The organism is Streptomyces griseoviridis, from assembly GCF_005222485.1.
In the GTDB taxonomy this organism is placed as follows: Bacteria; Actinomycetota; Actinomycetes; order Streptomycetales; family Streptomycetaceae; genus Streptomyces; species Streptomyces hintoniae.
The window spans coordinates 3,875,593-3,900,341 of sequence record NZ_CP029078.1 but is presented as its reverse complement, the minus strand read 5'-3'; the positions used below and the strand labels follow the sequence as shown (position 1 = coordinate 3,900,341).

Sequence of the window (24,749 nt, the reverse complement as noted above, 5' to 3'; positions counted from 1 at the left end):
GCGGTACGGAGCAGGAGAGAGAAGGGTGAGTCGCATGACTGAGGTCGCAACGGCGCGTCGCAGTCGAATCACGCCCGAGCGCGAGGCCGAGCTGTACGAGGCCGTGCTCGACCTGCTTCGGGAGGTCGGCTACGACGCCCTCACCATGGACGCCGTCGCCGCCCGCACCCGGTCCAGCAAAGCCACCCTCTACCGCCAGTGGGGCGGCAAGGCCGAGCTGGTCGTCAAGGCCGTCAGGCACAGCAAACCGGGCGCCCTCTCCGACATCGACACCGGCACCCTCAAGGGCGACCTGCACGCCCTGACCCTGCGCTCCGACGACTGCCAGATGGAGCAGAACTCCGCGCTGATGCGGGGTCTCGCCATGGCCGTGCACGGCAACCCCGACCTGCTCAGGGCGTTCCGCGACCACCTCGTCGAACCGGAGCTCGACGAGTTCCGGAGAATCCTGGCCCGCGCCATCGACCGCGGCGAGGTCCGTGCCGACAACCCGGCACTCGACTACGTGATCCACATGATGATCGGCGGCTTCGCGGCCCGCACCCTGATCGACGAGATGCCCCCGACACAGGCCTTCCTGCTGTCGTACATCGACGCCGTGGTCCTCCCCGCCCTCGGCGCGTCCACCACCTGACCGATCCCCACCTCACCACCTGACGTCTCCGCTCACGTCGTCGGGACGATCAGCCCTGCCTCCCCGCAGAGCCGCTCACCCCTGCCCGCACCACCAACGACCTGACCGGGAGTACGCCCGCGTGGCCACATTCCTCTACAAACTCGGCCGTCTCGCCTTCAGGCGACGGCACTTCGTCGCCCTCCTGTGGGTGGCCCTGCTGACGCTCGCGGGCGTCGGCGCGGCCAGCGCCCCCACCGCGGGCTCCACCTCCTTCTCCATCCCGGGCACCGAGGCGCAGAAGGCCTTCGACGTCCTCGACGAGCGCTTCCCCGGCACCAGCGCCGACGGCGCCACCGCCCGGGTCGTCTTCAAGGCGCCCGACGGCGAGAAGATCTCCGCCGCCGCCCACAAGGACACCGTCGAGAAGACCGTCACCGACCTCTCCGACGGCTCCGAGGTCTCCTCGGTCGCCGACCCCTTCACGGCGGGCGCCGTCAGCAAGGACGGCACCATCGCCTACGCGTCGGTGCGCTACGACGTCTCCGGCATGGAACTGTCCGACTCCTCCCGCGAGGCCCTCGAAACGGCCGCGCAGGACGCCCGCGACGCCGGCCTGACCGTGGAGATCGGCGGTGACGCCCTCCAGACCACCCCCGAGACCGGCGCCACCGAGGTCATCGGCATCGCCATCGCCGCCGTCGTCCTCGTCGTCACCTTCGGCTCCCTGATAGCCGCCGGGCTCCCGCTGCTCACCGCGATCATCGGCGTCGGCATCGGCGTCGCGTCGATCACCGCGCTGGCCAGCGCCCTCGACCTCGGCTCCACCACCTCCACCCTCGCCACGATGATCGGCCTCGCCGTCGGCATCGACTACGCCCTCTTCATCGTCTCCCGCTACCGCGCCGAACTCGCCGAGGGCCGCGGACGCGAGGAAGCGGCCGGACGCGCCGTCGGCACGGCGGGCTCCGCCGTCGTCTTCGCCGGACTCACCGTCGTGATCGCGCTGGTCGGCCTCTCCGTCGTCAACATCCCGATGCTGACGAAGATGGGCGTGGCCGCCGCGGGCACCGTCGCCATCGCCGTCCTCATCGCCCTCACCATGATCCCGGCGCTGCTCGGCTACGCCGGCCGCAGGATCGGCCCGACCGGGCACCGGAGCAGGTTCCTCGGCGGCCGACGCGCCACGGCGGTCCGGGAGTCGGGCAAGCCCAACATGGGCACCCGCTGGGCCCGCTTCGTGGTGCGCCGACCGGTCGCCGTGCTGCTCCTCGGCGTCGTCGGCCTCGGCGCCGCCGCCGTCCCCGCCACCTCCCTCGAACTGGGGCTGCCCGACGACGGCTCCCAGCCCACCTCCACCACCCAGCGCCGCGCCTACGACCTGCTCTCCGAGGGCTTCGGCGCCGGATTCAACGGGCCGCTGGTCGTCGTCGTCGACGCCAAGGGCAGCGACTCGCCCAAGGCCGCCTTCACCAAGGTCGGCGACGAGATCAAGGGCCTGAAGGACGTCGTCACGGTCACCCCTGCCGCCGCCAACAAGGCGGGCGACACCGCGACGATCACCGTCGTCCCCGACTCCAAGCCGTCCTCGCACTCCACCGAGAACCTGGTGCACGCGATCCGCGACAAGGGCGCCTCCATCACCGCGGAGACCGACGCGAAGGTGCTGGTCACCGGCTCGACGGCGATGAACATCGACGTCTCGCAGAAGCTGAACGACGCGCTGATCCCGTATCTGATCCTCGTCGTCGGGCTCGCCTTCCTGCTGCTGATCGTGGTGTTCCGCTCGATCCTGGTCCCGCTGAAGGCGGCCCTCGGCTTCCTGCTCTCCGTGATGGCGGCGCTCGGCGCGGTGGTCGCGGTCTTCCAGTGGGGCTGGCTGTCCGGCCTGATGGGCGTCGAGGAGACCGGGCCCGTCATGTCGATGATGCCGATCTTCATGGTCGGCGTGGTCTTCGGGCTCGCGATGGACTACGAGGTGTTCCTCGTGACCCGGATGCGCGAGGCGTACGTCCACGGCGAGAAGCCGGCCCAGGCCGTCGTCACCGGCTTCCGGCACGGCGCGCGGGTGGTCACGGCCGCCGCCGTCATCATGATGGCCGTCTTCGCCGGCTTCATCGGCTCCAGCGAATCCATGATCAAGATGATCGGCTTCGGCCTCGCGATCGCCGTCTTCTTCGACGCGTTCGTGGTCCGCATGGCGATCGTCCCCGCCGTCCTCGCCCTGCTCGGCAAGCGGGCCTGGTGGCTCCCGAAGTGGCTCGACCGCCTGCTGCCCAACGTGGACGTCGAGGGCGAGGGCCTGAAGACGCTCGGCGACGGCAACGGCACGGACGACGACCGGGAACTCGCACGGGCGTAACGGCCCGCACGGGGGAGAGCACCCGACGGCGGCCTCCCGGACCGGGGCGTGGTGGAGCACACCGCACCCCCGGCCCGGGAGGCCGCTTCCTCGTGGTGCACCGGGCACGGCGGACGGACTCGTCACGGGGCGACGGCGGCGCGGCGCGGCCGGGCAGCCGCGGGCCGGCCGGGGTCAGCTGGGAGGAAGCCGGTAGACCGAGACGTGCGAACGGGAGTCGGCGGTGAAGGGGGCACCCGACCAGTCCGCGTGCCTGCTCTCCAGCTCGAATCCCCCGAGCCTGCCCATGAGGTCCAGCTCGGACGGCCAGATGTAGCGGTGCGGACTGAGCCCGAGCCGCACGGCGTCCGTCCTGCCGGTGCGGTGCGCCTCCTCCGCGTCGAAGTGGGAGTGGTGGGAGACGGCCCGCTGTTCGAGGACGTCGTACACGTCCATCCCGACGTAACCGGACTCCGACCGCCAGACGGTGGCCGACTGCCCCGGCGGCAGCCTCCGCAGCTCGGGCACCCACAGCTCGACCACGAACCGCCCGCCGGGCCCCAGATGCCGGGCCGCGTTGCGGAAGCACTCCACCTGCTCGTCCTGGGTTTGCAGATTGGAGATGGTGTTGAAGACGAGGTAGACGAGACCGAACGTGCCCGGCACGACGGTCGTCGCCATGTCCCCGATGACCACGGGCAGCGCCGTCTCGTCGGCCTTCTCGCGCAGCCGCGCCACCATCGCCTCGGACAGCTCGATCCCGGTGACCGGCACCCCCCGCCCGGCCAGCGGAATCCCGACCCGCCCGGTCCCGATCGCGAACTCCAACGCGGCCTTGCCCGCCGCGAGTTCGGCAAGCCGCTCGACGGTCGGCCCGAGCACGTCGGGCGCGAACATGCCGGTACCCGGGGTGTCGTAGGAACGAGCGGCATCGACATCCCAGAGCTGCTGCTGCGTCACGTCCATGAGCGGAAGGGTGGCGGTCGGGGAAGGGGGTTGTCCAACGCTTTTGGCGGCTGCCTGGCGGGCGCGCGCACTCAGGTCCGGTGATCTGCCCCGGCCGTCCGCGGTGACCGACGGGACCCCGCCGGCGCGGGAGCCGCCGCGGCGGCAGCGGCTTGTCCGTGGCCGCGAACCTGCTCGCGTTCCGGGCTCGGGCGGCGCTAGCGTGCTGCTCATGACCTCCTCCGATGACGCTCACCCCCGGTTCGCCGACGCCCTGCGGGAGCGGGGGCTCGACCTGCTGATCGGGCGGGTCCGGCGGTTCCCCGAGGCCACCAGGACCGCCGCCGAGGCCGCCGCCGCCGTCGGGTGCGAGCTGAGCCAGATCTGCAAGTCCCTGATCTTCGCCGCCGACGGCGTGCCCGTACTGGTGCTCATGGACGGCGCCTCCCGCGTCGACGTCGAGCGGGTGCGGGCCGAGTTGGGCGCCGCGAAGGTGACCCGGCCCAAGGCCGACGTCGTCCGGGAGGCCACCGGGTACGCCATCGGCGGGGTGCCGCCCTTCGGGCACGCCACCAGGACCCGGGTGCTCGCCGACCGGTCGCTCCTGGAGCACGACGTGGTGTGGGCCGCCGCCGGCACCCCCCACAGCGTCTTCCCGATCGAGCCGAAGGAACTGATCGCGCAGGCCGGCGGCGTACTGGTGGACGTGCGCGAGCGCACCTCGTGACGCCGCTGGTCGCCGCCGCCGTACTGCTGGCCGCCGTCACCCACGCCAGCTGGAACGCCATCGCCCACCAGATCACCGACAAGGTGGTCGGCTTCACCCTGATATCCGGCGGCGGGCTGCTGATCGGTCTGGCGTTGGCGCCGTTCGCCGGGTTCCCCGCGGCCGCCGCGTGGCCGTACCTGATCGTCTCCGGGCTCATCCACGTCGCCTACTACCTGCTGCTCATGCGGTCGTTCAAGCTCGGTGACTTCGGGCAGGCCTACCCGATCGCGCGCGGCACCGCGCCCCTGGTCGTCACCGCGCTGGCCGCCGCCTTCGCGCACGAGGTGCCGGACGGCTGGGCGGCGGCCGGGATCGCGCTGTCCTGCGCCGGACTGACCGGCGTCGCGATGTGGGGCATGCGCGGCGCACGGCCCAACTGGGCGGCCATCGGCGCCGCGTTGGCGACCGGCGTCACCATCGCCGCGTACACCGTCGTCGACGGGCTCGGCGTCCGCGCCTCCGGAACCGCCCTCGGCTACATCGCCTGGCTGATGGCCCTGGAAGGGCTCGTCATCCCCGTCTACGCCTACCTCAGATGGCGCGGCGAGATCCTCACCGTGCTGCGCCCCCACGCGGGGCTCGGGCTGCTCGGCGCCGCCCTCTCGGTGCTCGCCTATGGCCTGGTCCTGTGGGCCCAGACCAGGGCCGACCTCGCCCCCGTCTCCGCGCTGCGCGAGTCCTCGATCATCGTCGGCGCCGCGATCGGCGCGATCTTCTTCAAGGAGCGCTTCGGCGCCCCGCGGATAGCCGCCGCCGTGCTGCTGGTGGCGGGGATAGGGCTGATGCTCAGAGCCGGATAGCCGGCGGGACCGGCCGGCCGTTCTCCTCCAGCGACCGCCGCAGCGCCCGTACCAGCGCCTGCGCCCTCGGGTCCGCCGTCACGCCCGTGCGGAAGCCGTTGGTCACATAGCCGAAGGCGATGCCCGACTCCGGGTCGGCGAAGCCCAGGGAGCCGCCCCTGCCCGGGTGGCCGAAGGAGCCCGCGGACAGCAGCGGGGACGCCGGTGAGTGCAGCATGGAGCCGAGGCCGAAGCGGGTGCCCACCACCAGGACCCGGTCCGGGCCCGCGCTGCGCTCGGTACGGGCCGCCGCCACCGTCTCCGGTGTGAACAGCCGCCTCCCGCCGTCCACTTCACCGATCAGCGACGCGTAGAAACGCGCCAGCCCGTCGGCCGTGGCGATGCCGCTCGACGCGGGCAGCGCGGCGGCCCGGTAGCCGGGGTCGTTCTCGTCGGGCAGCGGGGTGATCGCGGCGAACGCCCGCCGGGTCAGGGACGCCGGGTCCGCGTACGCCTCCGAGACCGCGCGCTTGGGGCGGGTGCGCAGCCCGCCCGGCTGCTCGGGCGCCTCGACCCGGCCCACCCTGCCGACCCGCGCCGTCTGCGACTCAGGCAGCCCCAGCCACAGTTCGGCGCCGAGCGGCCCCGCGATCTCCTCGGCGATCAGCTCACCGACCGTCCGCCCGCCGGTGACGCGCCGCACCAGCTCACCGGTCAGCCAGCTGAAGGTCTGCGCGTGGTAGCCGTGGTCCGTGCCGGGCTCCCAGGCGGGCGCCTGGGCCGCGACCGCCTCCGCGCCGAGCGCCGGGTCCGCCGCCTCGGCCAGGGTCAGCGGCCGGTCGAGGACGGGCACCCCGGCCCGGTGCGCGAGCAGGTGCCACACCCGCGTCCGCTCCTTGCCCGCCGCCTTGAACTCCGGCCAGTACACGCCGACCGGCGCGTCCAGGTCGAGTTCCCCGCGCTGGGACAGCAGCAGCACGACGGCCGCGGCCACGCCCTTCGTCGCCGACCGCACGATCTGCGCGGTGCCGTGCTCCCAGGGCGCCGTCCCGTCGACGTCCTTGGTACCGGCCCACAGATCGACGACCCGGTGCCCGTCCCGGTAGACGGCGACGGCCGCGCCCCGGTCCCCGAGCGCCGTGAAGTTCCGCGCGAACGCGTCCCTGACCGGCTCGAAACCACCGGCCACCACACCGTTCACGTCCACGCCCCCACGTCCCTCCCACTCGTCCACCGCCTCTGGCGCAACACCCCCCGGCATGCCGCGATTCCCGGGTGTCCGCGCGCCCACGGGATCGTTACGCCCGCGTTGCCTGCGCCGGGTCCGCGCGCTCGGCCAACGGCCTGCCGTAGACCGTCGCGCTGTGCCGGACCGTCATGCCGAGGTGCTCGTACAGCGACAGCGCGCCGGTGTCCGTGTGCGTGCCGAGCGTGCAGGCCCGCCTGCCCCGCAGCGCGAAGGCGTGGAACGCCGTCATCAGCAGCAGCCGGGCCAGCCCGCGGCCCCGCTGGTCCCGGCGCACCGCGAGCCGCTCCACATACCCCTCCCCGCTCCCCGGATCGTCCAACGACAGCAGCACGCCCACCAGTCGGCCGCCGTCGAAGGCCAGCGGCGACGCCGACGGCGTGAACGACGGCCGCTCCACGCAGTGCTTGGCCCACTCCGCGTAGGGCTTCCTGCGCTGCTGCCACTCGTCGAACGCGTCCTCGGTCAGCCGGTGGGCCGCCCGCTCGTCGCCCGCGGAGAACGGCCGCACCGTGACGCCCTCGGGCGGCCTCGGCACCCCGCCGGGCACCGGCAGCGCGATCTCCAGCAGCCATTCGGTGGCCAGCGGGGCGTACCCGGCGGACCGCAGCAGCGCCCCGGCCGCCGGGTCGCCGTCCGCGACGGTCTGCGCCAGCCGGTCGTCGCCCGCCCGCCTGGCCCGCGCCTCCGCCCACGCGAGCAGCGCGCCGCCGAGCCCGCGCCCCCGGTGGTCCGGGTGGACGTCGATCGCGCACCGCCGCCCGCGCACCCAGACCCAGGCCGCGGGCGCGCCGTCGGGCCCGTGCACGAGCACCGTGTCCGTCGCCGGATCGACGCCGGGCAGGGCGAGCCGGGCGGCGACGCCGTCGGGCGCGGCCGGGGAGCCGCCGTGCGCCGTGCGCTCGCAGGCGGCCACCAGGTGGTGGATCGCGTCGGCGTCGGCGGGCGCCGCCGGGCGGGCGCGGTATCCGGGGGGCGGGACGAACGCGGAGGAGGGGCGCATGGGAGGAAGACTGCCCCGCAGCGAGGTGTTCCGCACCGACCGGCATGGGCTATGATTGATCTTGAGCCGGTCACCACAACTCGCGGTAACTGGTTGTGCGTTGGTGGTCCAAGGAAAGACGCCCCGCTTCCTGCGGGGAAATGCAGGTGCAAGGCCTGCCCGGCGCTCCACGATGAAGCCCGTCCCGCTCGCGCGGGGCGGGCTTCACGCTTGTCAGCGGCGGCCCGCCGTGCGGGGGTCGAAGCCGAACGGCAGCTCCAGGCGGTGCGCGCGCATCAGCGCGTCGTCCGCCAGCACCTCCGCCGTCGCCCCGTCCGCCGCGATCACGCCCTCGCTCAGGATCAGCGACCGCGGGCACAGTTCGAGGGCGTACGGCAGATCGTGCGTGACCATCAGCACCGTCACGTCCAACGCGCGCAGGATGTCGGCGAGTTCGCGGCGGGAGGCCGGGTCGAGGTTGGAGGACGGCTCGTCCAGGACGAGGATCTCCGGCTCCATCGCGAGCACGGTCGCCACGGCCACCCGGCGCCGCTGCCCGAACGACAGGTGGTGCGGCGGCCGGTCCTTGAACCCGCCCATGCCGACCAGCGCCAGCGCCCGGTCCACCCGCTCCTCGAGCTCCGGGCCGCGCAGCCCGGCCGCCGCCGGGCCGAACGCCACGTCCTCGCGGACCGTCGGCATGAACAACTGGTCGTCGGGGTCCTGGAAGACGATGCCGACCCGGCGCCTGATCTCCGCCATGTGCCGCCTGCCGACGGGCAGTCCGGCGACCGTCACGGTGCCGGCGCCGCCGGTGAGGATGCCGTTGAGGTGCAGGACGAGGGTCGTCTTGCCCGCGCCGTTCGGGCCGAGCAGGGCGACCCGTTCGCCGCGCGCCACCCGGAAGTCGACGCCGAACAGGGCCTGATGGCCGTCCGGGTAGGCGAAGGCGAGCCCCGCGACCTCCAGGGACGCGGGGGCGGCCGGGTCGGGCGCGGGGCGGTTCGCCGCACCGGGCGCCGCGTCGGGCACGGCATCGTTCGCGGGGTCGGTCGCCAGGTCGTTCACGGGGTCGGTCACAGGGTCCATCCCAGCAGACAGATGAGGAGGGCGGCACCCGGGAGGGCCAGCGCGTACGACCACTGCGCCCGGTCCGCGCGCACCTCGTCGATCACCGGCATCGACCCGGCGTACCCGCGGCTGACCATCGCCAGGTGCACCCGCTCGCCGCGTTCGTAGGAGCGGATGAACAGCGCGCCCGCCGACTTCGCGAGCACGCCCCAGTGCCGCATCCCGCGCGCCTCGAAGCCGCGGGACTCGCGCGCGATCCGCATCCGCCGCATCTCGTCGGTGATGACGTCGCCGTAGCGGATCATGAAGGACGCGATCTGCACCAGCAGCGGCGGCAGCCGCAGCCGTTGCAGGCCCAGCAGGAGGGCGCGCAGTTCGGTCGTCGAGGCCAGCAGGACCGACGCGGCGACGCCCAGGGTGCCCTTGGCGAGGACGTTCCAGGCGCCCCACAGGCCGTTCACGCTGAGCGACAGGCCGAGGACGTCGACCCGCTCGCCGTTCGCCACGAACGGCATCAGCACCGCGAACGCCACGAACGGCACCTCGATCAGCAGCCGCTTCAGCAGGAACCCGGCGGGCACCCGCGCGGCGACCGCGACGGCGGCGAGCAGCACGGCGTACGCCCCGAACGCCCACATCGCCTCACGCGGGGTCGACACCACGACGACCACGAAGGCGAACGTCGCGGCCAGCTTGATGTGCGGCGCCAGCGCGTGCACACGGGAGTCACCCGGCCGGTGCAGCCGGTGCGCGTGGCCCGCCCCCATCTCAGGACGCCTCGGGCGCGCGCCTGCGCCGCACGGCCCAGAACACCGCGCTGCCCGCGACGACGGTCGCGCCGACGCCGATCACCCCGGCCAGGCCACCGGAGAGCCGGGCGTCGCCGACGTCCTTGACGCCGTAGTCGGCGAGCGGGGAGTCGGCCGACGCGTGCTCCTCGACGGTCCTGTCGATGCCGTGGTCGGCGGCCACCTTCTCCAGGCCGTCGGGGTTCGCCGAGGCGTAGAAGCTGACGAAGCCCGCCAGCACGAGGGAGGTCACCAGGCCGGTGATCCACAGCGCCCGGCGGGAGGTGCGGGGCGCGGCGGCCACCGGCTCGGGGTCGGCGGCGGGAGCGTCGGGAGCGGCGGGAAGGTCGACGAGTTCGCCGTCGACCCGCAGCCGCAGCCGCTGCCTGGTCAGCCCGCGCGCGCCGTACACGAGGTCGGGGCGGACGGCGATGACGGCGCCCACGGTGAGCGCGGTGATCACCGCCTCGCCGATCCCGATCAGCAGGTGCACGCCGATCATGGCGGTGGCGACCTTGCCGAGCGAGACGTCGGTGGTGCCGCCGATCGCGTACAGCAGGGTGAAGGCGACGGCGGCGGCCGGCACCGAGAGCAGCGCGGCGACGAAGGCCGCGCCGGTGATCGAGCGGCGGCCGCGCGGCAGCACCTTCAGCAGCCCGCGGAAGACGCCGTAGGCGACGACCGTGGTGACGATCGCCATGTCGGTGATGTTCACGCCGAGCGCGGTCAGCCCGCCGTCGGCGAAGAGGATGCCCTGCATCAGCAGGACCACCGAGACGCAGAGGACGCCGGTGCAGGGGCCGACCAGGATCGCGGCGAGCGCGCCGCCCAGCAGATGGCCGCTGGTCCCGGCGGCGACCGGGAAGTTGAGCATCTGGACGGCGAAGATGAAGGCGGCGACGAGCCCCGCGAGCGGCGCGGTGCGTTCGCCTCCCGGCTCGCCGTCGCCGGCCAGGGCGGTGCCCGCCAGTTCGCGGCGCGCGCCGCGCAGGCTCACGGCGATGGCACAGGCGGCGACGACTCCGGTCGCGGCGGAGACAGGGGCGTTGATGAATCCGTCAGGGACATGCACCGTCTGATGATAGTGAGTTCTTGCGAACCCTTTGCAAGAGCGAGACGGTCCCGAATCCGCGCGGCGCCGTGGACGTTCTCCGGCAGCGGAGGGCGAAATCGGCAAAATGTGCGACATTGGAGGGAAGGCGGACGCGCAACTTCCGCACAGGTCACGCAGGGTGAAGGGGCCCTCCGATGTCGGTGATCGAGCAGTACGCCAGAGCCCATATCGTCACCGGCGCCGACGAGGCGGTCCAGGCCGGCGCGGTCGCGGTCCCCGTCGTCCTGCGCTACGACCCGCAGGCCGACCCGGGCGCGATCCATGTTCGGCTGCCGGGCCCGCACGAGTGGACGTTCGCCAGGTCCCTGCTGGAGCGGGGCCTGCGGGCACCGGCCGGCGAGGGCGCGGTGCGGGTGTGGCCGTGCGGGCGGGTGCAGGCGGTGGTGGAGTTCCACTCCGCGCGCGAGGTCGCGGTCGTCCAGTTCGAGACCAAGACCCTCACCCGCTTCCTGCGCCGCACCTACACGGTCACGCCCGCGGTCACGGGCTGAACCGGGTCCGCCGCCGGTCGGGCCGTCAGCCGCCCATGCCGAGCAGCGCGGCGACGATCGGGCCCGCGGTGTCACCGCCGTGGCCGCCCGCCTGCACCACACCGGCCGCCGCCAGATCGCCGCGGTAGGCGGTGAACCAGCCGTTCGGCTTCTTCTGGTTGTCGACCTCGGCCGAGCCCGTCTTCGCGCCGTAGTCGGGACCGAGCCCCGACATCGCCTCGGCGGCCGTGCCGTACGCGGCCGTGTACCGCATCAGCTCGCGCAGCTGCGACAGCGTGTCCGCCGACATCGTCCGGGACGCCTTCGCCAGGGTGCGGCCGTCGACGCTCGGCGCGACCAGGTACGGCTGGTGGAAGGAGCCCGACTTCACGGTCGCCGCCACCGACGCCATGTTCAGCGGGTTCATCCTGACCCCGCCCTGCCCGATCAGCGAGGCTGCCATCTGGGCCGCCGACTGCACGGGCACCGAGCCGTCGAAGGTCGGCACCCCGATCGCCCAGTCGTTGCGGGAGAGGCCGAAGACCTCCTGGGCCTGCCGGGTGAGGTCGCTGTCGGAGAGCTTCTTCGCCTGGCTGATGAAGGCGGTGTTGCAGGAGCGGGCGAAGCTGGCCTTGAAGGTGCCGCCCTTGATCTCGAAGTCGTCGTCGTTGTGGAACTTCCAGCCGCCGTACGTGAACGTCTTGGGGCACGGATGCTTCTTCTCCGCGCCGGCGAGACCCTTCTCGATCAGCAGCGACGAGGTGACGACCTTCATCGTGGAGCCGGGCGCGAGGGAGCCCTGGAAGGCGACGTTGAACCCCTTCGAGGAGTTCGCGGCGGCGAGGATCTCACCGGTCGACGGCCGCATCACCACCACCGACGCCGACGAGCGCTCGGCGACCTTCTTCTCGGCGGCGGCCTGGAGCTTCGCGCTGAGCGTGGTGCGCACCGAGCCGGGGGTGCCCTTGCTCAGCTCCAGCACCGTCTTGTCCGACAGCTTCGCCTTCTCGGACGCCGCGCCGCGCACCACGCGCAGCTCCACGCCCGCCGTGCCGCCCGCGGTCTTGCCGTACTTCTCCCGCAGACCGTCGAGCACCGGCCCGAGGGACGGGTACGCGGCGGTGGTCAGCTCGCCGCCGTCGCGGTCGAACGCCTTCACCGGCGGGGTCCCGGACGCGCCCGTCACCAGGGTGTCGCCGTCCTTGAGGTCCGGGTGGACGACCGAGGGCCGCCACGAGACGATCGGCTCGCCGTCCTCGGCCCGCCGCACCACGGTCAGTGAACTCGTGTACGCCAGTGGCTTGCTGACGCCCTTGTAGGAGACCATGCCCTTCACGTCGAACGGCACCGTGCCGCCGGTGCGGGTGCCCGCGGTGAGGGTGACCTCCCCGATGCGGGCGTCCTTGGTCCAGCCGGTGAGCAGGGCGGTGGCCGCCGCGCTGTCGTCGGTGGCGGCGGCGGCCTTCGGCACCCGGCCCTGCTGCCAGGCGGTGAGGAACCGCTGGGCGGTGGCGGTGACTTCGGCCGTCGTCAGCGGTCCCGTCTTCGCCGGCTTGTGGCGGGCGTCCACCGGACCGTCGTCGGCCGCGGCCCCGCCGCCGAACAGCGCCCAGCCGCCGAGGCCCGCGCCGCCGACGACCACGGCGATCATCCCGCCCACCACGGCCGGCCGGGTCCTGCGTCGCTCGGCGACTCGTCGTCTCTTGCCCACAGTTACCGCATCCTCCGCCACAATCCCCAGGGTCCCCGCCACGCCGTGTTGTCCTCAGCCCGCACGACCCCAACGACGACCACCAGCCTAAAGTCCCCTGCCGCTCGGACGGCCTCAGCCGCCCGCTCGTAGCACGGTTGCGACAATCGGACCGGCCGCGTCGACGCCGTGCCCGCCGTCCTGGGTCATCGCGGCGGCGGCGACGTCGTCGCGGTAGCCGGTGAACCAGCTGTCGGACCTCGACCGGCCGTCGACCTCGGCTGAGCCGGTCTTCGCGCCGACGCTGCCGCCGAGCCCCGCCATCACCTGGGCCGCCGTGCCGCTGGTCGCGGTGCGGTTCATCATGGCGCGCAACTGGCTCACCGTGGCCCCCGGCAGGCCCCGGGCGGTCGCCAGCTCGCGGTCGTCGAGCTTCGGGGAGACCAGCACCGGCTGCCGGAACCTGCCGGTCATCGCGGTCGCCGTCACCGACGCCATGTTCAGCGGGTTCAGCTGCACCTGGCCCTGGCCGATCAGGTTGGCCGCGGTGTCCGGGCCGCCGGACGCGGGCACCGAGCCGTCGAAGGACGGGATGCCGGTCTTCCAGTTGTCCCGGCCGAGCCCGAAGCGGTCCTGCGCCTCCTTGGTGAGGGTGTCGGGACGCACGTCGTCGGCGAACTTCACGAAGGCCGTGTTGCAGGAGCGGGCGAAGCTCTCGGAGAGCGTCGCGTCCAGGTTCGGCGCCATGCCCTTCAGGTTGTGGAAGGTCTGGCTCTGCCACACCGCCTCAGGCGGGCAGGTGGCCGGGCCGTCGGCGGTGGTGAGCCCCGCGTCGATGAGCGCGGCGGCACTGATGATCTTCATCGTGGAGCCGGGCGCCATCGTGCCGAGGAAGGCCGCGTTGAAGCCGTCCGCGCGGTGGTTGGCGACCGCGAGGACCTCACCGGTGCTCGGCTTGACGGCCACCACGGACGACTCGTCGTACCCGGCCACCGCCTTCTCGGCCGCCGCCTGGACCCGCGCGCTGAGCGTCGTGCGCAGCGTGGCCTTTCTGCCCTCGGCCAGCGTCAGCAGCGTGGTGTCGGCGGACCCCTCGGCCCGGTGCTTGACCGCCAGCTCGATCCCGGGTGAACCGCCCGCCGCCGCACCGTACTTGGCCCGCAGCTCGTCCAGGATCGGGCCGAGCGAGGGGTACCTGTCCTCGGTCAGGACGGTGCCGTCGCGGTCGACGGCCTCGATCGGCGGGCTCGCGGCCTCGCCGGTGATCAGGGTGTCGCCGGCCACCAGCCGCGGATGGACCACGGAGGGCCGCCAGTCGACCAGGGCCCGCCCGGTGGTCCTGCCGCGCACCACGGTCAACTCGCTGCGGTAGGAGAGCGGCCGGGACTTCCCGCCGAAGGACACCGTCGCCTTCACGGTGAACGGCACGGTCGCCCCGGTGGCCCTGCTCGGCGTGATCCGCACGTCCTTGAGGTGCGCGGTGGTGCCGAACGACGTCAGCACCGGTTCCGCGCCCGCCGCGTTGTCGGTGAGCGCGGCGGCCGGGCCGCTGCGTCCTTCCTGCCACGCCGTGAGGAACGCCGTCGACGTCTCCTCGATCTCCGAGCCGACCGGCGGTCCCGAGCGCACCCGGTCCGAGCCGCCCGAGCCGCCGTCGTCGGTCACCGCGGAGAGGACGTTGTACGCGCCGTACCCGGCGCCGCCCACCATCACCGCGAACACGCCGCCTATGACGGCGGTTCTGACCTTCCTGCCCATCAGGACCTCCCCGTTGTCCCGTCCACCGTGGTGCGGAGGGTTTTCTGAACACGTTCAGAAAACCCTCCGCACCCTGCACAGTACGGGGTGCCCACGGCCGGGGCGAGAGGAGTTTCACGATCGTTAGGGGCTACACCCAGGTGTCCAGCCACATCCGCGAGCGCCACTGGTCGATCGGGATCGCCGTACCCGTGTAGAGGGGCCAGAAGTAGATGAAGTTCCACGCGATCAGCAGCACCAGGACGCCCGCGCCCGTCGCGCCCGCCACCCGGCGGGTGTCGCTCGAACCCGGCGGCCCGACGATCGCGCCCAGCAGCATCGCCACCGCCAGGCACAGGAACGGCAGGAAGACCACCGCGTAGAAGAAGAAGATCGTCCGCTCCTGGTAGAGGAACCAGGGCAGATACCCGGCCGCCACCGCGCAGACGATCGCGCCCGCCCGCCAGTCCCGCCGCAGCAGCCAGCGCCACAGCACGTACAGCACCGCGAACCCGGCCACCCACCACAGCAGCGGCGTGCCGATCGCGAGGACCTCACGGGCGCACTTCTCACCCGCGTCGGCCGGGCAGCCGTCCGCGCCGGGCGACGGCGACTCGTAGAAGTACGAGACCGGACGGCCGTCGACGATCCAGCTCCACGGGTTCGACATGTACGTGTGCGGCGAGGAGAGCCCCACATGGAACTCGTACACCTCGTGCTCGTAGTGCCACAGGCTGCGCAGCCAGTCGGGGAACAGCCAGGTCCAACTGCCTCCCCTGCCGTCGGTCGCCGCCCAGTTGCGGAAGTAGCCGCCGCTGCCGTCGGTGGACGACAGGATCCAGCCGGTCCACGACACGAGATAGGTGACGATGGCGACCGGCACCGTCGACAGGAACGCGAGCCCCAGGTCGCGCTTGAGGACCGCCAGGTACGGGCGCCCCGCCCCCGCGACCCGGCGCCCCGCGACGTCCCACGCCACCGCCATCAGACCGAACACGGCCAGGAAGTACAGGCCGTTCCACTTGGTGCCCAGCGCGAGGCCGAGCAGCAGTCCCGCCGTCCACCGCCACGGCCGCCACCCCAGCCGGGTGCCCTCCGCCACCGCCGCGTCCGGCCTGGCCCCGCCGTCCTCATCGGTGGGCAGCGCCGCGGCGAGCCGCTCCCTCGCCCGGTCCCGGTCCACAAGGAGCGCGCCGAACGCGGCCAGCACGAAGAACATCAGCACCCCGTCGAGCAGCGCCGTGCGGCTCATCACGAAGTGCAGCCCGTCGACGGCCATCAGCGCGCCCGCCAGGCACCCGAGGAACGTCGAACGGAACAGCCGGCGCCCGATCCGGCACAGCATCAGCACCGACAGGGTGCCGAGCAGCGCCGTCATGAACCGCCAGCCGAACGGATCGAACCCGAACATCAGCTCGCCGAGCCCGATCACGTACTTGCCGACCGGCGGATGCACCACGTACGCGGCGTCCGTCGGGATCGGCACCTGGCCGTTCTTCGCCAGGATCAGATCGTTGGCGTTCTTCGCCCAGTCGACCTCGAAACCGCGGTGGACGAGCGCCCACGCGTCCTTCGCGTAGTACGTCTCGTCGAATATCACCGCCTTCGGGCTGCCCAGGTTCCAGAACCGCATCACGCCCGCCACCAGCGTCACGAGCAGCGGACCGCCCCAGCCCGACCAGCGCCCGAGGCGCTCGGCGAGCACCGGACCCACCCCGAGCACCTGCCACAGCCGCGGACTCGGCGCCGCGTACGGCGGCACCAGACGCGCGCGGACGTCTGACCCGGCCCGCGCCGAGTGGCCGAAACGGCGCAGCCGCTGCTGCCAGGGAGGCCGCTGGTCGTGCGAGGTCTGGCCCTGCCGGGTGTCCGTGGAGGACGCGGTACTGGTCACCGCGCCATCGTAGGGAACAGCGCTGTGTGAGTCCCGTGCATGGGTGGATGCGTCCACCGCGGAGCGCGGCTGGGAGGATGGAGGGCGTGACTGGAACCCTCGTCCTCGCAGGCACCCCCATCGGCGACATCGCGGACGCCCCGCCCCGGCTCGCCCAGGAACTGGCGGGCGCCGACGTCGTCGCCGCCGAGGACACCCGGCGGCTGCGCCGCCTCACTCAGGCCCTCGGCGTGACACCCGGCGGCCGGATCGTCTCCTACTTCGAGGGCAACGAGGCCGCCCGCACCCCCGAACTGGTCGAGGAACTCGTGGGCGGCGCGCGCGTGCTGCTCGTCACCGACGCCGGCATGCCCTCCGTCTCCGACCCCGGCTACCGGCTGGTCGCCGCCGCCGTCGAGAAGGACGTCCGGGTCACCGCGGTGCCCGGACCCTCCGCCGTGCTCACCGCGCTCGCCCTCTCCGGGCTGCCCGTCGACCGGTTCTGCTTCGAGGGGTTCCTGCCGCGCAAGGCGGGCGAACGCCTCACCCGGCTGCGCGAGGTCGCGGCCGAACGCCGCACCCTCGTCTACTTCGAGGCCCCGCACCGCCTCGACGACACCCTCGCCGCCATGGCCGAGGTGTTCGGCGCCGACCGCAGGGCCGCCGTCTGCCGGGAGCTGACCAAGACGTACGAGGAGATCAAGCGGGGCGGGCTCGGCGCGCTCGCCGCGTGGGCCGCCGACGGGGTGCGCGGCGAGATCACCGTCGTCGTCGAGGGGGCGCCCGAGAAGGGGCCCGAGGAACTCGACGGCGCCGAACTGGTGCGCCGGGTGCGGGTGCGCGAGGAGGCGGGGGAGCGGCGCAAGGAGGCCATCGCGGCCGTCGCGGCGGAGGCGGGACTGCCCAAACGCGAGGTCTTCGACGCCGTTGTGGCCGCGAAGAACGCCTCACCTGAACGGGGGGCGCGCGGCGACGCGTGAGTTGGGTCATACCCACTCTGAGCAGGGCGCATCTCCTCTGAGCGGGCGCCCCACGGCCGGGCAAAGGACCGTACTCGAAGGCAAAGCCCAGACCCTGGCCCGAGGCCCCTTCGGCAAGGAAAGTCCAAATCGCCCTCAACACATGACAGCGCCTGGTGCTTTCCCGCGAGGGGAGGCGTCCACTGGGTCGTGGGGACGTACCCGTCCCTGTGTCCAGCGGAAAAAGAGGAGCTGGCATGAGCGAGACAGCAGGGCGAACCGGCCTTCGGGGCCCGGCGACCGCGGTCGTGCACGAGTCGTATTCCTTCGCCTGCATGCGGTGCGGGCACGGTTGGGAACAGTCCTACGAGATAGAGCACCACACGGGCACCGACGGCCACCCGTTCGTGGTCTACGTCGCGGACGGCGGGGTCGTCCCGTCCCCGCTGAGCCGCCCGAGCTGCCACAACTGCGACAGCCACGTCGTGCGGATCATGCGGCCCGGACAGGTCTCGTCGGTCCAGGGTGCCGCCCACCACCAGGAGCGGCGCACCCCGCCGGCCGCGGCCGCCCAGGAGACGGACGTCCCCGCCGTGCCCGCCGGAGGCCACCACCACTGGCACCTCTCCGACCTCCTGCACCCCTTCCAGCACAGGGCGGGCTGACGCGTGACGCCGGGCGGGGTGTCCCTTTCGTAGGATCGGGACATGCCTGCCTCGTCCGACAAGAACAGCGCGCCGCCGCCCCCTGAGCCCCTCCGGGTGCCCGTCGCCGACTCGCACACCCACCTCGACATGCAGTCGGGCACGGTGGAGGAAGCGCTCGCGACGGCCGCGTCGGTCGGCGTCACCACCCTCGTCCAGGTGGGCTGCGACCTCGCCGGGTCGCGCTGGGCCGCCGAGACCGCGGCCCGCCACGACGCCGTCCACGCGACCGTCGCCCTGCACCCCAACGAGGCGCCCCGCATCGTGCACGGCGACCCCGACGGCTGGTCGCGGCAGGGCGCGCGGCGACCGGGCGGCACCGCCGCGCTGGACGAGGCGCTCGCCGAGATCGACCGGCTGGCCGCACTCGAGCAGGTCAGGGGCGTCGGCGAGACCGGCCTCGACCACTTCCGCACCGGGCCCGAGGGCAAGGACGCCCAGGAAGCCTCCTTCCGCGCCCACATCGAGATCGCCAAGCGGCACGGCAAGGCCCTCGTCATCCACGACCGGGACGCCCACGCCGACGTGCTGCGCGTCCTCAAGGAGGAGGGCGCCCCCGAACGGACCGTCTTCCACTGCTACTCGGGCGACGCCGAGATGGCGGAGATCTGCGCCCGCGCCGGGTACTTCATGTCCTTCGCCGGGACCGTCACCTTCAAGAACGCGCAGAACCTGCGGGACGCCGTCGCCGTCGCCCCGCCGGAACTGCTCCTGGTGGAGACGGACGCGCCGTTCCTGACGCCCGCGCCCTACCGCGGGCGGCCCAACGCCCCCTACCTCATCCCGGTCACGGTCCGCGCGATGGCCGCCGTCCGGGGCGTCGACGAGGACACCCTGGCGACCGCGCTCGCCGCCAACACCGCACGCGCCTTCGCCTACTGAGGCCGAGCGCGCCCCGCGACCGCCACCCTGCGTGGTCGCGCCGCTTTGGAGAGTGACCGCCGCTCCGCTAGGTTCTGTGGGCCCGATCGGACCCCTCTGGCCCACTGGAGCGTGTCGGCGTGAGCAACTCCCCGTACCGGACCCTCGGGACACCGGCCGTTCCGAACGAGAGAAACGAGCCCCACGGCCCGTACGGGTCCTACGGCCCGCCGTGCGAGTCCTACGGCCCGTCGGGCGACTCCTACGGCCCGTCGGGCGACTCCTACGGCCCGTACGGGTCCGGGGTCGCGCCCTCCTCGCCGTCCGGCCTGCCCCGCCCGGCGGACGGCCCCGACCGCGCCGGCGCCGCGGCCGGCGCCGACGACCCGGCCGGGCGGGCCGGACACCGGCGCCCGGTCCGCTCCGCCCCACGGCCCGACCGGGCCGTGCGCCGGCTGCTGCCGCAGGCGCTCGTCGTCGCCTTCCTGGCCGGCGGCACCACCGCCTTCGTCGCCCAGGACAAGGCCATCGAGCTGAACGTCGACGGCGAGGCGCGCACCCTGCACACCTTCGCCGACGACGTCACCGGACTCCTCGCCCGCGAAGGCGTCGGCATCGGCGCCCACGACGTCGTGGCCCCCGCCCCCGGCACCGCCCTCACCAGCGGCGACGAGGTCTCCGTGCGCTACGGCCGACCGGTCGGACTCACCCTCGACGGCCGGCGCCAGGAGGTGTGGACGACCGCGCACACCGTCCACGAGGCGCTCGAACAGCTCGGCGTGCGCGCCGCGGGCGCCTATCTGTCCGCCCCGCGCTCCACCCCCATCGGCCGCGCGGGACTCACCCTCGACGTCCGCACCGAACGCGCCGTCACCGTCCTCGCCGACGGCCGCGCCCGCACCGTCCGCACCAACGCGGCGACCGTCCGCGAGGTCGTCCAGCAGGCCGGCGTCACCCTGCACGGCCAGGACAGCACCTCCGTGGCCGGCGACAGCTTCCCGCGCGACGGACAGACCGTCACCGTGCTGCGCGTCACCGGCAGCGAGGAAGTGCGCGAGGAACCCATCCCGTTCGCCACCGAGCGCGCCGCCGACCCCTCGCTGTTCCGTGGCACCGAGGTCGTCGAACGGACCGGACAGCCAGGGCTGCGCCGGGTCACCTACGCGCTGCGCACCGTCAACGGCGTCAGGGAGCGGCCCCGCCTGGTCCGCGCCGAGGTCGCGCGCGCCCCGCGCACCCAACTGGTGCGGTACGGGACGAGGGCGCTGCCCGCCTCCGTGGCCGGCGCCGACGGACTCGACTGGCACTCCCTCGCCGTCTGCGAGTCCGGCGGCAGGCCCGACGCGGTCGACGCGTCCGGCACCTACGGCGGGCTCTACCAGTTCGACACCCGCACCTGGCAGGCGCTCGGCGGCAGCGGACGCCCGCAGGACGCACCGGCCGCCGAACAGACCCTCCGCGCGAAGACCCTCTACGTGCGGCGCGGGGCGAGCCCCTGGCCGCACTGCGGGACCCGGCTGCACGGCTGAGCGGCGGTCCGCGGTGCCGGGCGGCCGGGGCGCCCGCCCGGCCCCGTACCCTGGTCGGGTGACCAGCCCCACCCACGACGCCCTGCTGGGCCCCGCCGACATCCGCGAACTGGCGGCGGCGCTCGGCGTGCGCCCCACCAAGCAGCGCGGCCAGAACTTCGTGATCGACGCGAACACCGTCCGCCGGATCGTGCGCACCGCCGAGGTCCGCCCCGACGACACGGTCGTCGAGATCGGACCGGGGCTCGGCTCGCTCACCCTGGCCCTCCTCGAGGTCGCCGACCGGGTCACCGCCGTCGAGATCGACGACGTCCTGGCCGGCGCGCTGCCCGCCACGATCGCGGCCCGGATGCCGGAGCGCGCCGACCGGTTCGCGCTCGTCCACTCCGACGCCATGCAGATCACCGAGCTGCCGGGCCCCGCCCCGACCGCGCTGGTCGCGAACCTGCCCTACAACGTCGCCGTGCCCGTCCTGCTGCACATGCTCGCCACCTTCCCGACCATCGAACGCACCCTGGTCATGGTCCAGGCCGAGGTCGCCGACCGGCTCGCCGCCGCCCCCGGCTCGAAGGTGTACGGCGTCCCCTCCGTCAAGGCCAACTGGTACGCCGACGTCAAGCGGGCCGGATCGATCGGCCGCACGGTGTTCTGGCCCGCCCCGAACGTCGACAGCGGCCTCGTCGCGCTGACCCGCAGGGCCGAGCCGGTCAGGACGACGGCGGAGAAGCGCGAGGTGTTCGCGGTCGTCGACGCCGCCTTCGCCCAGCGCCGCAAGACGCTGCGGGCCGCCCTCTCCGGCTGGGCCGGATCGGCGGCCGGGGCGGAGGCCGCGCTGGTGGCCGCGGGGGTGTCGCCCCAGGCGCGGGGCGAGGCGCTCACCGTCGAGGAGTTCGCCCGCATCGCCGAGAACAAGCCCCGGTAGCGCGCGGCGGGGCGGGTGGCGGCGGCGGGCCCGGCCGCTTGCCGTGCCGTCGTCCGCCGCGTCGCCTTCGGCCGGCACCGAACCGCGCGGGCGCCGAGCCCCGTCGGCCCCGTCGAGACCCAGGAGTTCCCGCCCGTGAGTGTCACCGTCCGCGTCCCCGCCAAGGTCAACGTCCAGCTCTCGGTGGGGGCGGCCCGCCCCGACGGCTTCCACGACCTGGCCAACGTCTTCCTCGCCGTCGGCCTGTACGACGAGGTCACCGTGGCCCCCGCCGACACCCTGCGGGTCACCTGCGAGGGTCCCGACGCCGCCCACGTGCCCCTGGACCGGACGAACCTGGCGGCCCGCGCGGCCGAGGCGCTCGCCGCCCGGTACGGCCGCAGCCCCGCCGTGCACCTCCACATCGCCAAGGACATCCCGGTGGCCGGCGGCATGGCGGGCGGCAGCGCGGACGGCGCGGGTGCCCTGCTGGCCTGCGACGCGCTCTGGGGCACCGGCGCCTCCCGCGCCGAACTCCTCGACATCTGCGCCGAGTTGGGCAGCGACGTGCCGTTCTCCCTGGTGGGCGGCGCGGCGCTGGGCACCGGGCGGGGCGAGCGACTGACCGCCCTCGACGTCGGCGGCACCTTCCGCTGGGTCTTCGCGATGGCCGGGCGCGGCCTGTCGACGCCCGCCGTCTTCCGGGAGTTCGACCGGCTCGGCGCCGGCGCGGACATCCCGGAGCCGGTCGCCTCGGCCGAGCTGATCGCCGCGCTCGCCAAGGGCGACCCGGACGCGCTCGCCGCGACCGTCTCCAACGACCTCCAGGCCGCCGCGCTCTCCCTCTACCCCGAGCTGGCCGACACCCTCGCGGCCGGCCTGGCGGCGGGCGCCCTGACCGCGCTGGTCTCCGGTTCGGGACCGACCACGGCGTTCCTGGTCAGGGACGCCGCGTCGGCCGAGACGGTGGCGCGCTCGCTGCGCGCCTCGGGCACCTGCCGTACGGTCCGCACCGCGGCGGCCCCCGCGCCGGGCGCCACGGTCCTCACCGCCTGAACCGGACCCGCGCCAGGCCCTGCGAGGGCCGCTACTCGGGCGACGGCGCCGTCCCCGCCTTCGACGCCGACGGCAACCTCGTCACCGCCTTCCACACCGGCGGCTTCGACTCGGGCAACCTCGGCATCACGCTGATCGGCACCCTCGTCGACCAGGGCCCCACCGACGCGGCCCGCGCCTCCCTGGTCGAGCTGATCAAGGTGATCGCCCGGCTCAAGGGCCTCGACACCACGGCACACGAACTGCTCGCCGAGGTCCGCACCGGGGCGGCCGGGTAACAGCGCGGCGGGTCGGCTTCCCGGCGCGCACTACCCTGGGAGGCTGACCCGTCCCCCCGAGCAGGAGTGAAATGGCCGTCAACCTGGTCAATGTCGAGAACGTCAGCAAGGTGTACGGCACCCGTGCCCTGCTCGACGGCATCTCGCTCGGCGTCTCCGAGGGCGACCGGATCGGGGTGGTCGGCCGCAACGGAGACGGCAAGACCACCCTCATCCGCATGCTCGCCAAGGCGGAGGAGGCCGACACCGGGCGGGTCACCCACTCCGGCGGACTGCGCCTCGGCGTCCTCACCCAGCACGACTCCCTCGACCCGAACGCCACCGTGCGCCACGAGGTCATCCGGGACATGGCCGACCACGAGTGGGCCGGCAACGCCAAGGTCAGGGACGTGCTCACCGGCCTCTTCGGCGGCCTCGACCTGCCCGGCTTCCCGCAGGGCCTCGACACCGTCATCGCGCCGCTGTCCGGCGGCGAGCGGCGCCGGATCGCGCTCGCCAAGCTGCTCATCGAGGACCAGGACCTGATCGTCCTCGACGAGCCCACCAACCACCTCGACGTCGAGGGCATCTCCTGGCTCGCCCGCCATCTGCGCGAGCGCCGCTCCGCGCTGGTCTGCGTCACCCACGACCGCTGGTTCCTCGACCAGGTCTGCACCCGCATGTGGGACGTGCAGCGCGGCTCGGTCTACGAGTACGAGGGCGGCTACTCCGACTACGTCTTCGCGCGCGCCGAGCGGGAACGCATCGCCGCCACCGAGGAGACCAAGCGGCAGAACCTGGTCCGCAAGGAGCTGGCCTGGCTGCGCAGGGGCGCCCCCGCCCGCACCTCCAAGCCGCGCTTCCGGGTCGAGGCCGCCAACGAACTCATCAAGGACGTGCCCGCGCCCCGGGACACCAGCGAGCTGATGAAGTTCGCGTCGTCGCGGCTCGGCAGAACCGTCTTCGACCTGGAGGACGTCACCGTCCAGGCCGGCCCCAAGGTGCTGCTGAAGCACGTCACCTGGCAGCTCGGCCCCGGCGACCGGATCGGCCTGGTCGGCGTCAACGGCGCGGGCAAGACGTCCCTGCTGCGCGCGATGGCCGAGGCCGCCCGCAGCGAGGGCGAGCAGCAGCCGGCCGGCGGGCGGATCGCCGTCGGCAAGACCGTCAAGCTCGCCTACCTCTCGCAGGAGGTCGCCGAACTGAACCCGCAGACCCGGGTCCTGGAGGCCGTGCAGCAGGTCCGCGAGCGCGTCGACCTCGGCAAGGGCCGCGAGATGACCGCGGGCCAGCTGTGCGAGACGTTCGGCTTCGGCAAGGAGAAGCAGTGGACGCCGGTCGGCGACCTGTCCGGCGGTGAGCGGCGCAGGCTCCAGCTGCTGCGGCTGCTGATGGACGAGCCGAACGTCCTCTTCCTCGACGAGCCCACCAACGACCTCGACATCGAGACCCTGACCCAGCTGGAGGACGTCCTCGACGGCTGGCCCGGCTCGATGATCGTCATCTCCCACGACCGGTTCTTCGTGGAGCGCACCACCGACCGGGTCTTCGCGCTCCTCGGGGACGCCGCCCTGCGGATGCTGCCGCGCGGTATCGACGAGTACCTGGAGCGCAGGCAGCGGATGGCGGAGACGGCCACCGCGGCCTCCGCCGTCCTGGCCGCGGCGGCGGAGCGGCCCGCCGCCGAGCGCAGCGCCGCCGACCAGCGCGCCGCGAAGAAGGAACTCCAGAAGATCGAGCGGCAGTTGGACAAGGTCGCCGAGCGGGAGACCAAGCTGCACGCGCAGATCGCCGAGCACGCCACCGACTTCGCGAAGGTCGCGGGGCTCGACGCCGAACTGCGCGATCTCGCCGGGCAGCGGGACGACCTGGAGCTGCGGTGGCTGGAACTGGCCGAAGAGGCGTGAACGGCGCGTGAAGGCGCGTAACGGAGGCATCACGGGCCGGTTCTCCCTTGGGAACAGGGGATGAACCGGCCCGGTCCGTTGTCGGTGGTGAGTGATAGAAAGGGCCGTCTGAGAACTTTCTGAGCCTGCCCGAGGCCCTGGACGGCCCGGCGCGTGG

At 73.4% G+C, this 24,749-nt stretch carries 21 protein-coding genes; 12 read left to right on the top strand and 9 right to left on the bottom strand.

The window, feature by feature from the left end; genetic code table 11:
• Positions 1-34: 34 nt before the first annotated feature.
• Both DDJ31_RS16385 and DDJ31_RS16380 read left to right on the top strand, forming a co-directional pair.
• Entirely contained in the window at positions 35-634 is a 600-nt protein-coding gene (locus DDJ31_RS16385) for a TetR/AcrR family transcriptional regulator (protein WP_127179543.1), read from the top strand.
• Between the two features lie 121 nt (positions 635-755).
• Complete coding sequence (locus tag DDJ31_RS16380) at positions 756-2,975, top strand: MMPL family transporter (protein ID WP_127179544.1); 2,220 nt, start codon at positions 756-758, stop codon at positions 2,973-2,975.
• Positions 2,976-3,149: 174 nt separating this feature from the next.
• Here DDJ31_RS16380 and DDJ31_RS16375 read toward each other — a convergent pair whose 3' ends face one another.
• Positions 3,150-3,920: a class I SAM-dependent DNA methyltransferase gene (locus DDJ31_RS16375; RefSeq protein ID WP_431027919.1), complete on the bottom strand. Its 771-nt coding sequence runs from the start codon at positions 3,918-3,920 to the stop codon at positions 3,150-3,152.
• Between the two features lie 211 nt (positions 3,921-4,131).
• On the opposite strand from DDJ31_RS16375, the gene DDJ31_RS16370 reads away from it, so the two are divergent.
• Together DDJ31_RS16370 and DDJ31_RS16365 are read left to right on the top strand one after the other, a co-directional pair.
• Positions 4,132-4,626, top strand: coding sequence for a YbaK/EbsC family protein (locus tag DDJ31_RS16370; protein ID WP_127179545.1), 495 nt, complete (start codon positions 4,132-4,134; stop codon positions 4,624-4,626).
• Complete coding sequence (locus DDJ31_RS16365; RefSeq protein ID WP_127179546.1) at positions 4,623-5,468, top strand: DMT family transporter; 846 nt, start codon at positions 4,623-4,625, stop codon at positions 5,466-5,468. The genes DDJ31_RS16370 and DDJ31_RS16365 overlap by 4 nt, the downstream gene beginning before the upstream one ends.
• On the opposite strand, the gene DDJ31_RS16360 is transcribed toward DDJ31_RS16365, so the two are convergent.
• The 5 genes from DDJ31_RS16360 to DDJ31_RS16340 form a co-directional block, all read right to left on the bottom strand.
• Positions 5,455-6,654, bottom strand: coding sequence for a serine hydrolase domain-containing protein (locus DDJ31_RS16360; RefSeq protein ID WP_127179547.1), 1,200 nt, complete (start codon positions 6,652-6,654; stop codon positions 5,455-5,457). The genes DDJ31_RS16365 and DDJ31_RS16360 overlap by 14 nt on opposite strands.
• Before the next feature lie 91 nt (positions 6,655-6,745).
• Positions 6,746-7,696 (bottom strand): GNAT family N-acetyltransferase, encoded by a 951-nt coding sequence (locus DDJ31_RS16355; protein ID WP_127179548.1) that lies wholly within the window; start codon positions 7,694-7,696, stop codon positions 6,746-6,748.
• Positions 7,697-7,909: 213 nt separating this feature from the next.
• Positions 7,910-8,764 carry an energy-coupling factor ABC transporter ATP-binding protein gene (locus DDJ31_RS16350; protein WP_431027922.1) on the bottom strand — a complete coding sequence of 285 codons (855 nt, stop codon included), beginning with the start codon at positions 8,762-8,764 and terminating at the stop codon, positions 7,910-7,912.
• Positions 8,752-9,513, bottom strand: coding sequence for a cobalt ECF transporter T component CbiQ (gene cbiQ, locus DDJ31_RS16345; RefSeq protein WP_127179549.1), 762 nt, complete (start codon positions 9,511-9,513; stop codon positions 8,752-8,754). Before cbiQ ends, DDJ31_RS16350 begins: the two co-directional genes overlap by 13 nt.
• A 1-nt stretch (position 9,514) precedes the next feature.
• Positions 9,515-10,606, bottom strand: a complete 1,092-nt coding sequence (locus DDJ31_RS16340) for an energy-coupling factor ABC transporter permease (protein ID WP_127179550.1) — start codon at positions 10,604-10,606, stop codon at positions 9,515-9,517.
• 176 nt (positions 10,607-10,782) lie between these two features.
• Between DDJ31_RS16340 and DDJ31_RS16335 the strand changes: the two genes are divergently transcribed.
• Positions 10,783-11,139 (top strand): SsgA family sporulation/cell division regulator, encoded by a 357-nt coding sequence (locus DDJ31_RS16335; protein ID WP_127179551.1) that lies wholly within the window; start codon positions 10,783-10,785, stop codon positions 11,137-11,139.
• A 25-nt stretch (positions 11,140-11,164) separates the two neighbouring features.
• Here the strand turns inward: DDJ31_RS16335 and DDJ31_RS16330 are convergent, their stop codons facing one another.
• The 3 genes from DDJ31_RS16330 to DDJ31_RS16320 all read right to left on the bottom strand — a co-directional run bounded on the left by DDJ31_RS16330 (position 11,165) and on the right by DDJ31_RS16320 (position 16,439).
• On the bottom strand, positions 11,165-12,829 hold the full coding sequence (locus DDJ31_RS16330; RefSeq protein ID WP_127179552.1) for a penicillin-binding transpeptidase domain-containing protein: 1,665 nt from the start codon (positions 12,827-12,829) through the stop codon (positions 11,165-11,167).
• Positions 12,830-12,943: 114 nt separating this feature from the next.
• Complete coding sequence (locus tag DDJ31_RS16325) at positions 12,944-14,566, bottom strand: penicillin-binding transpeptidase domain-containing protein (RefSeq protein ID WP_127179553.1); 1,623 nt, start codon at positions 14,564-14,566, stop codon at positions 12,944-12,946.
• A gap of 130 nt (positions 14,567-14,696) precedes the next feature.
• Positions 14,697-16,439: a dolichyl-phosphate-mannose--protein mannosyltransferase gene (locus DDJ31_RS16320; protein WP_127179554.1), complete on the bottom strand. Its 1,743-nt coding sequence runs from the start codon at positions 16,437-16,439 to the stop codon at positions 14,697-14,699.
• An 86-nt stretch (positions 16,440-16,525) separates the two neighbouring features.
• Between DDJ31_RS16320 and rsmI the strand changes: the two genes are divergently transcribed.
• From rsmI to DDJ31_RS16285, 7 genes are all read left to right on the top strand, one after another.
• A complete protein-coding gene (rsmI, locus tag DDJ31_RS16315; protein ID WP_127179555.1) occupies positions 16,526-17,398 on the top strand; it encodes a 16S rRNA (cytidine(1402)-2'-O)-methyltransferase in 873 nt (290 codons plus the stop codon).
• A 236-nt stretch (positions 17,399-17,634) separates the two neighbouring features.
• Complete coding sequence (locus DDJ31_RS16310) at positions 17,635-18,042, top strand: hypothetical protein (RefSeq protein WP_127179556.1); 408 nt, start codon at positions 17,635-17,637, stop codon at positions 18,040-18,042.
• A gap of 42 nt (positions 18,043-18,084) precedes the next feature.
• Positions 18,085-18,963 (top strand): TatD family hydrolase, encoded by an 879-nt coding sequence (locus DDJ31_RS16305; RefSeq protein ID WP_127179557.1) that lies wholly within the window; start codon positions 18,085-18,087, stop codon positions 18,961-18,963.
• A 119-nt stretch (positions 18,964-19,082) separates the two neighbouring features.
• Complete coding sequence (locus DDJ31_RS16300) at positions 19,083-20,471, top strand: resuscitation-promoting factor (protein WP_240678192.1); 1,389 nt, start codon at positions 19,083-19,085, stop codon at positions 20,469-20,471.
• A 58-nt stretch (positions 20,472-20,529) separates the two neighbouring features.
• Complete coding sequence (rsmA, locus tag DDJ31_RS16295; RefSeq protein WP_127179559.1) at positions 20,530-21,393, top strand: 16S rRNA (adenine(1518)-N(6)/adenine(1519)-N(6))-dimethyltransferase RsmA; 864 nt, start codon at positions 20,530-20,532, stop codon at positions 21,391-21,393.
• A 135-nt stretch (positions 21,394-21,528) separates the two neighbouring features.
• Entirely contained in the window at positions 21,529-22,428 is a 900-nt protein-coding gene (locus DDJ31_RS16290) for a 4-(cytidine 5'-diphospho)-2-C-methyl-D-erythritol kinase (RefSeq protein ID WP_127179560.1), read from the top strand.
• 349 nt (positions 22,429-22,777) lie between these two features.
• Positions 22,778-24,592, top strand: a complete 1,815-nt coding sequence (locus DDJ31_RS16285; protein WP_127179561.1) for an ABC-F family ATP-binding cassette domain-containing protein — start codon at positions 22,778-22,780, stop codon at positions 24,590-24,592.
• Positions 24,593-24,749 lie beyond the last annotated feature (157 nt).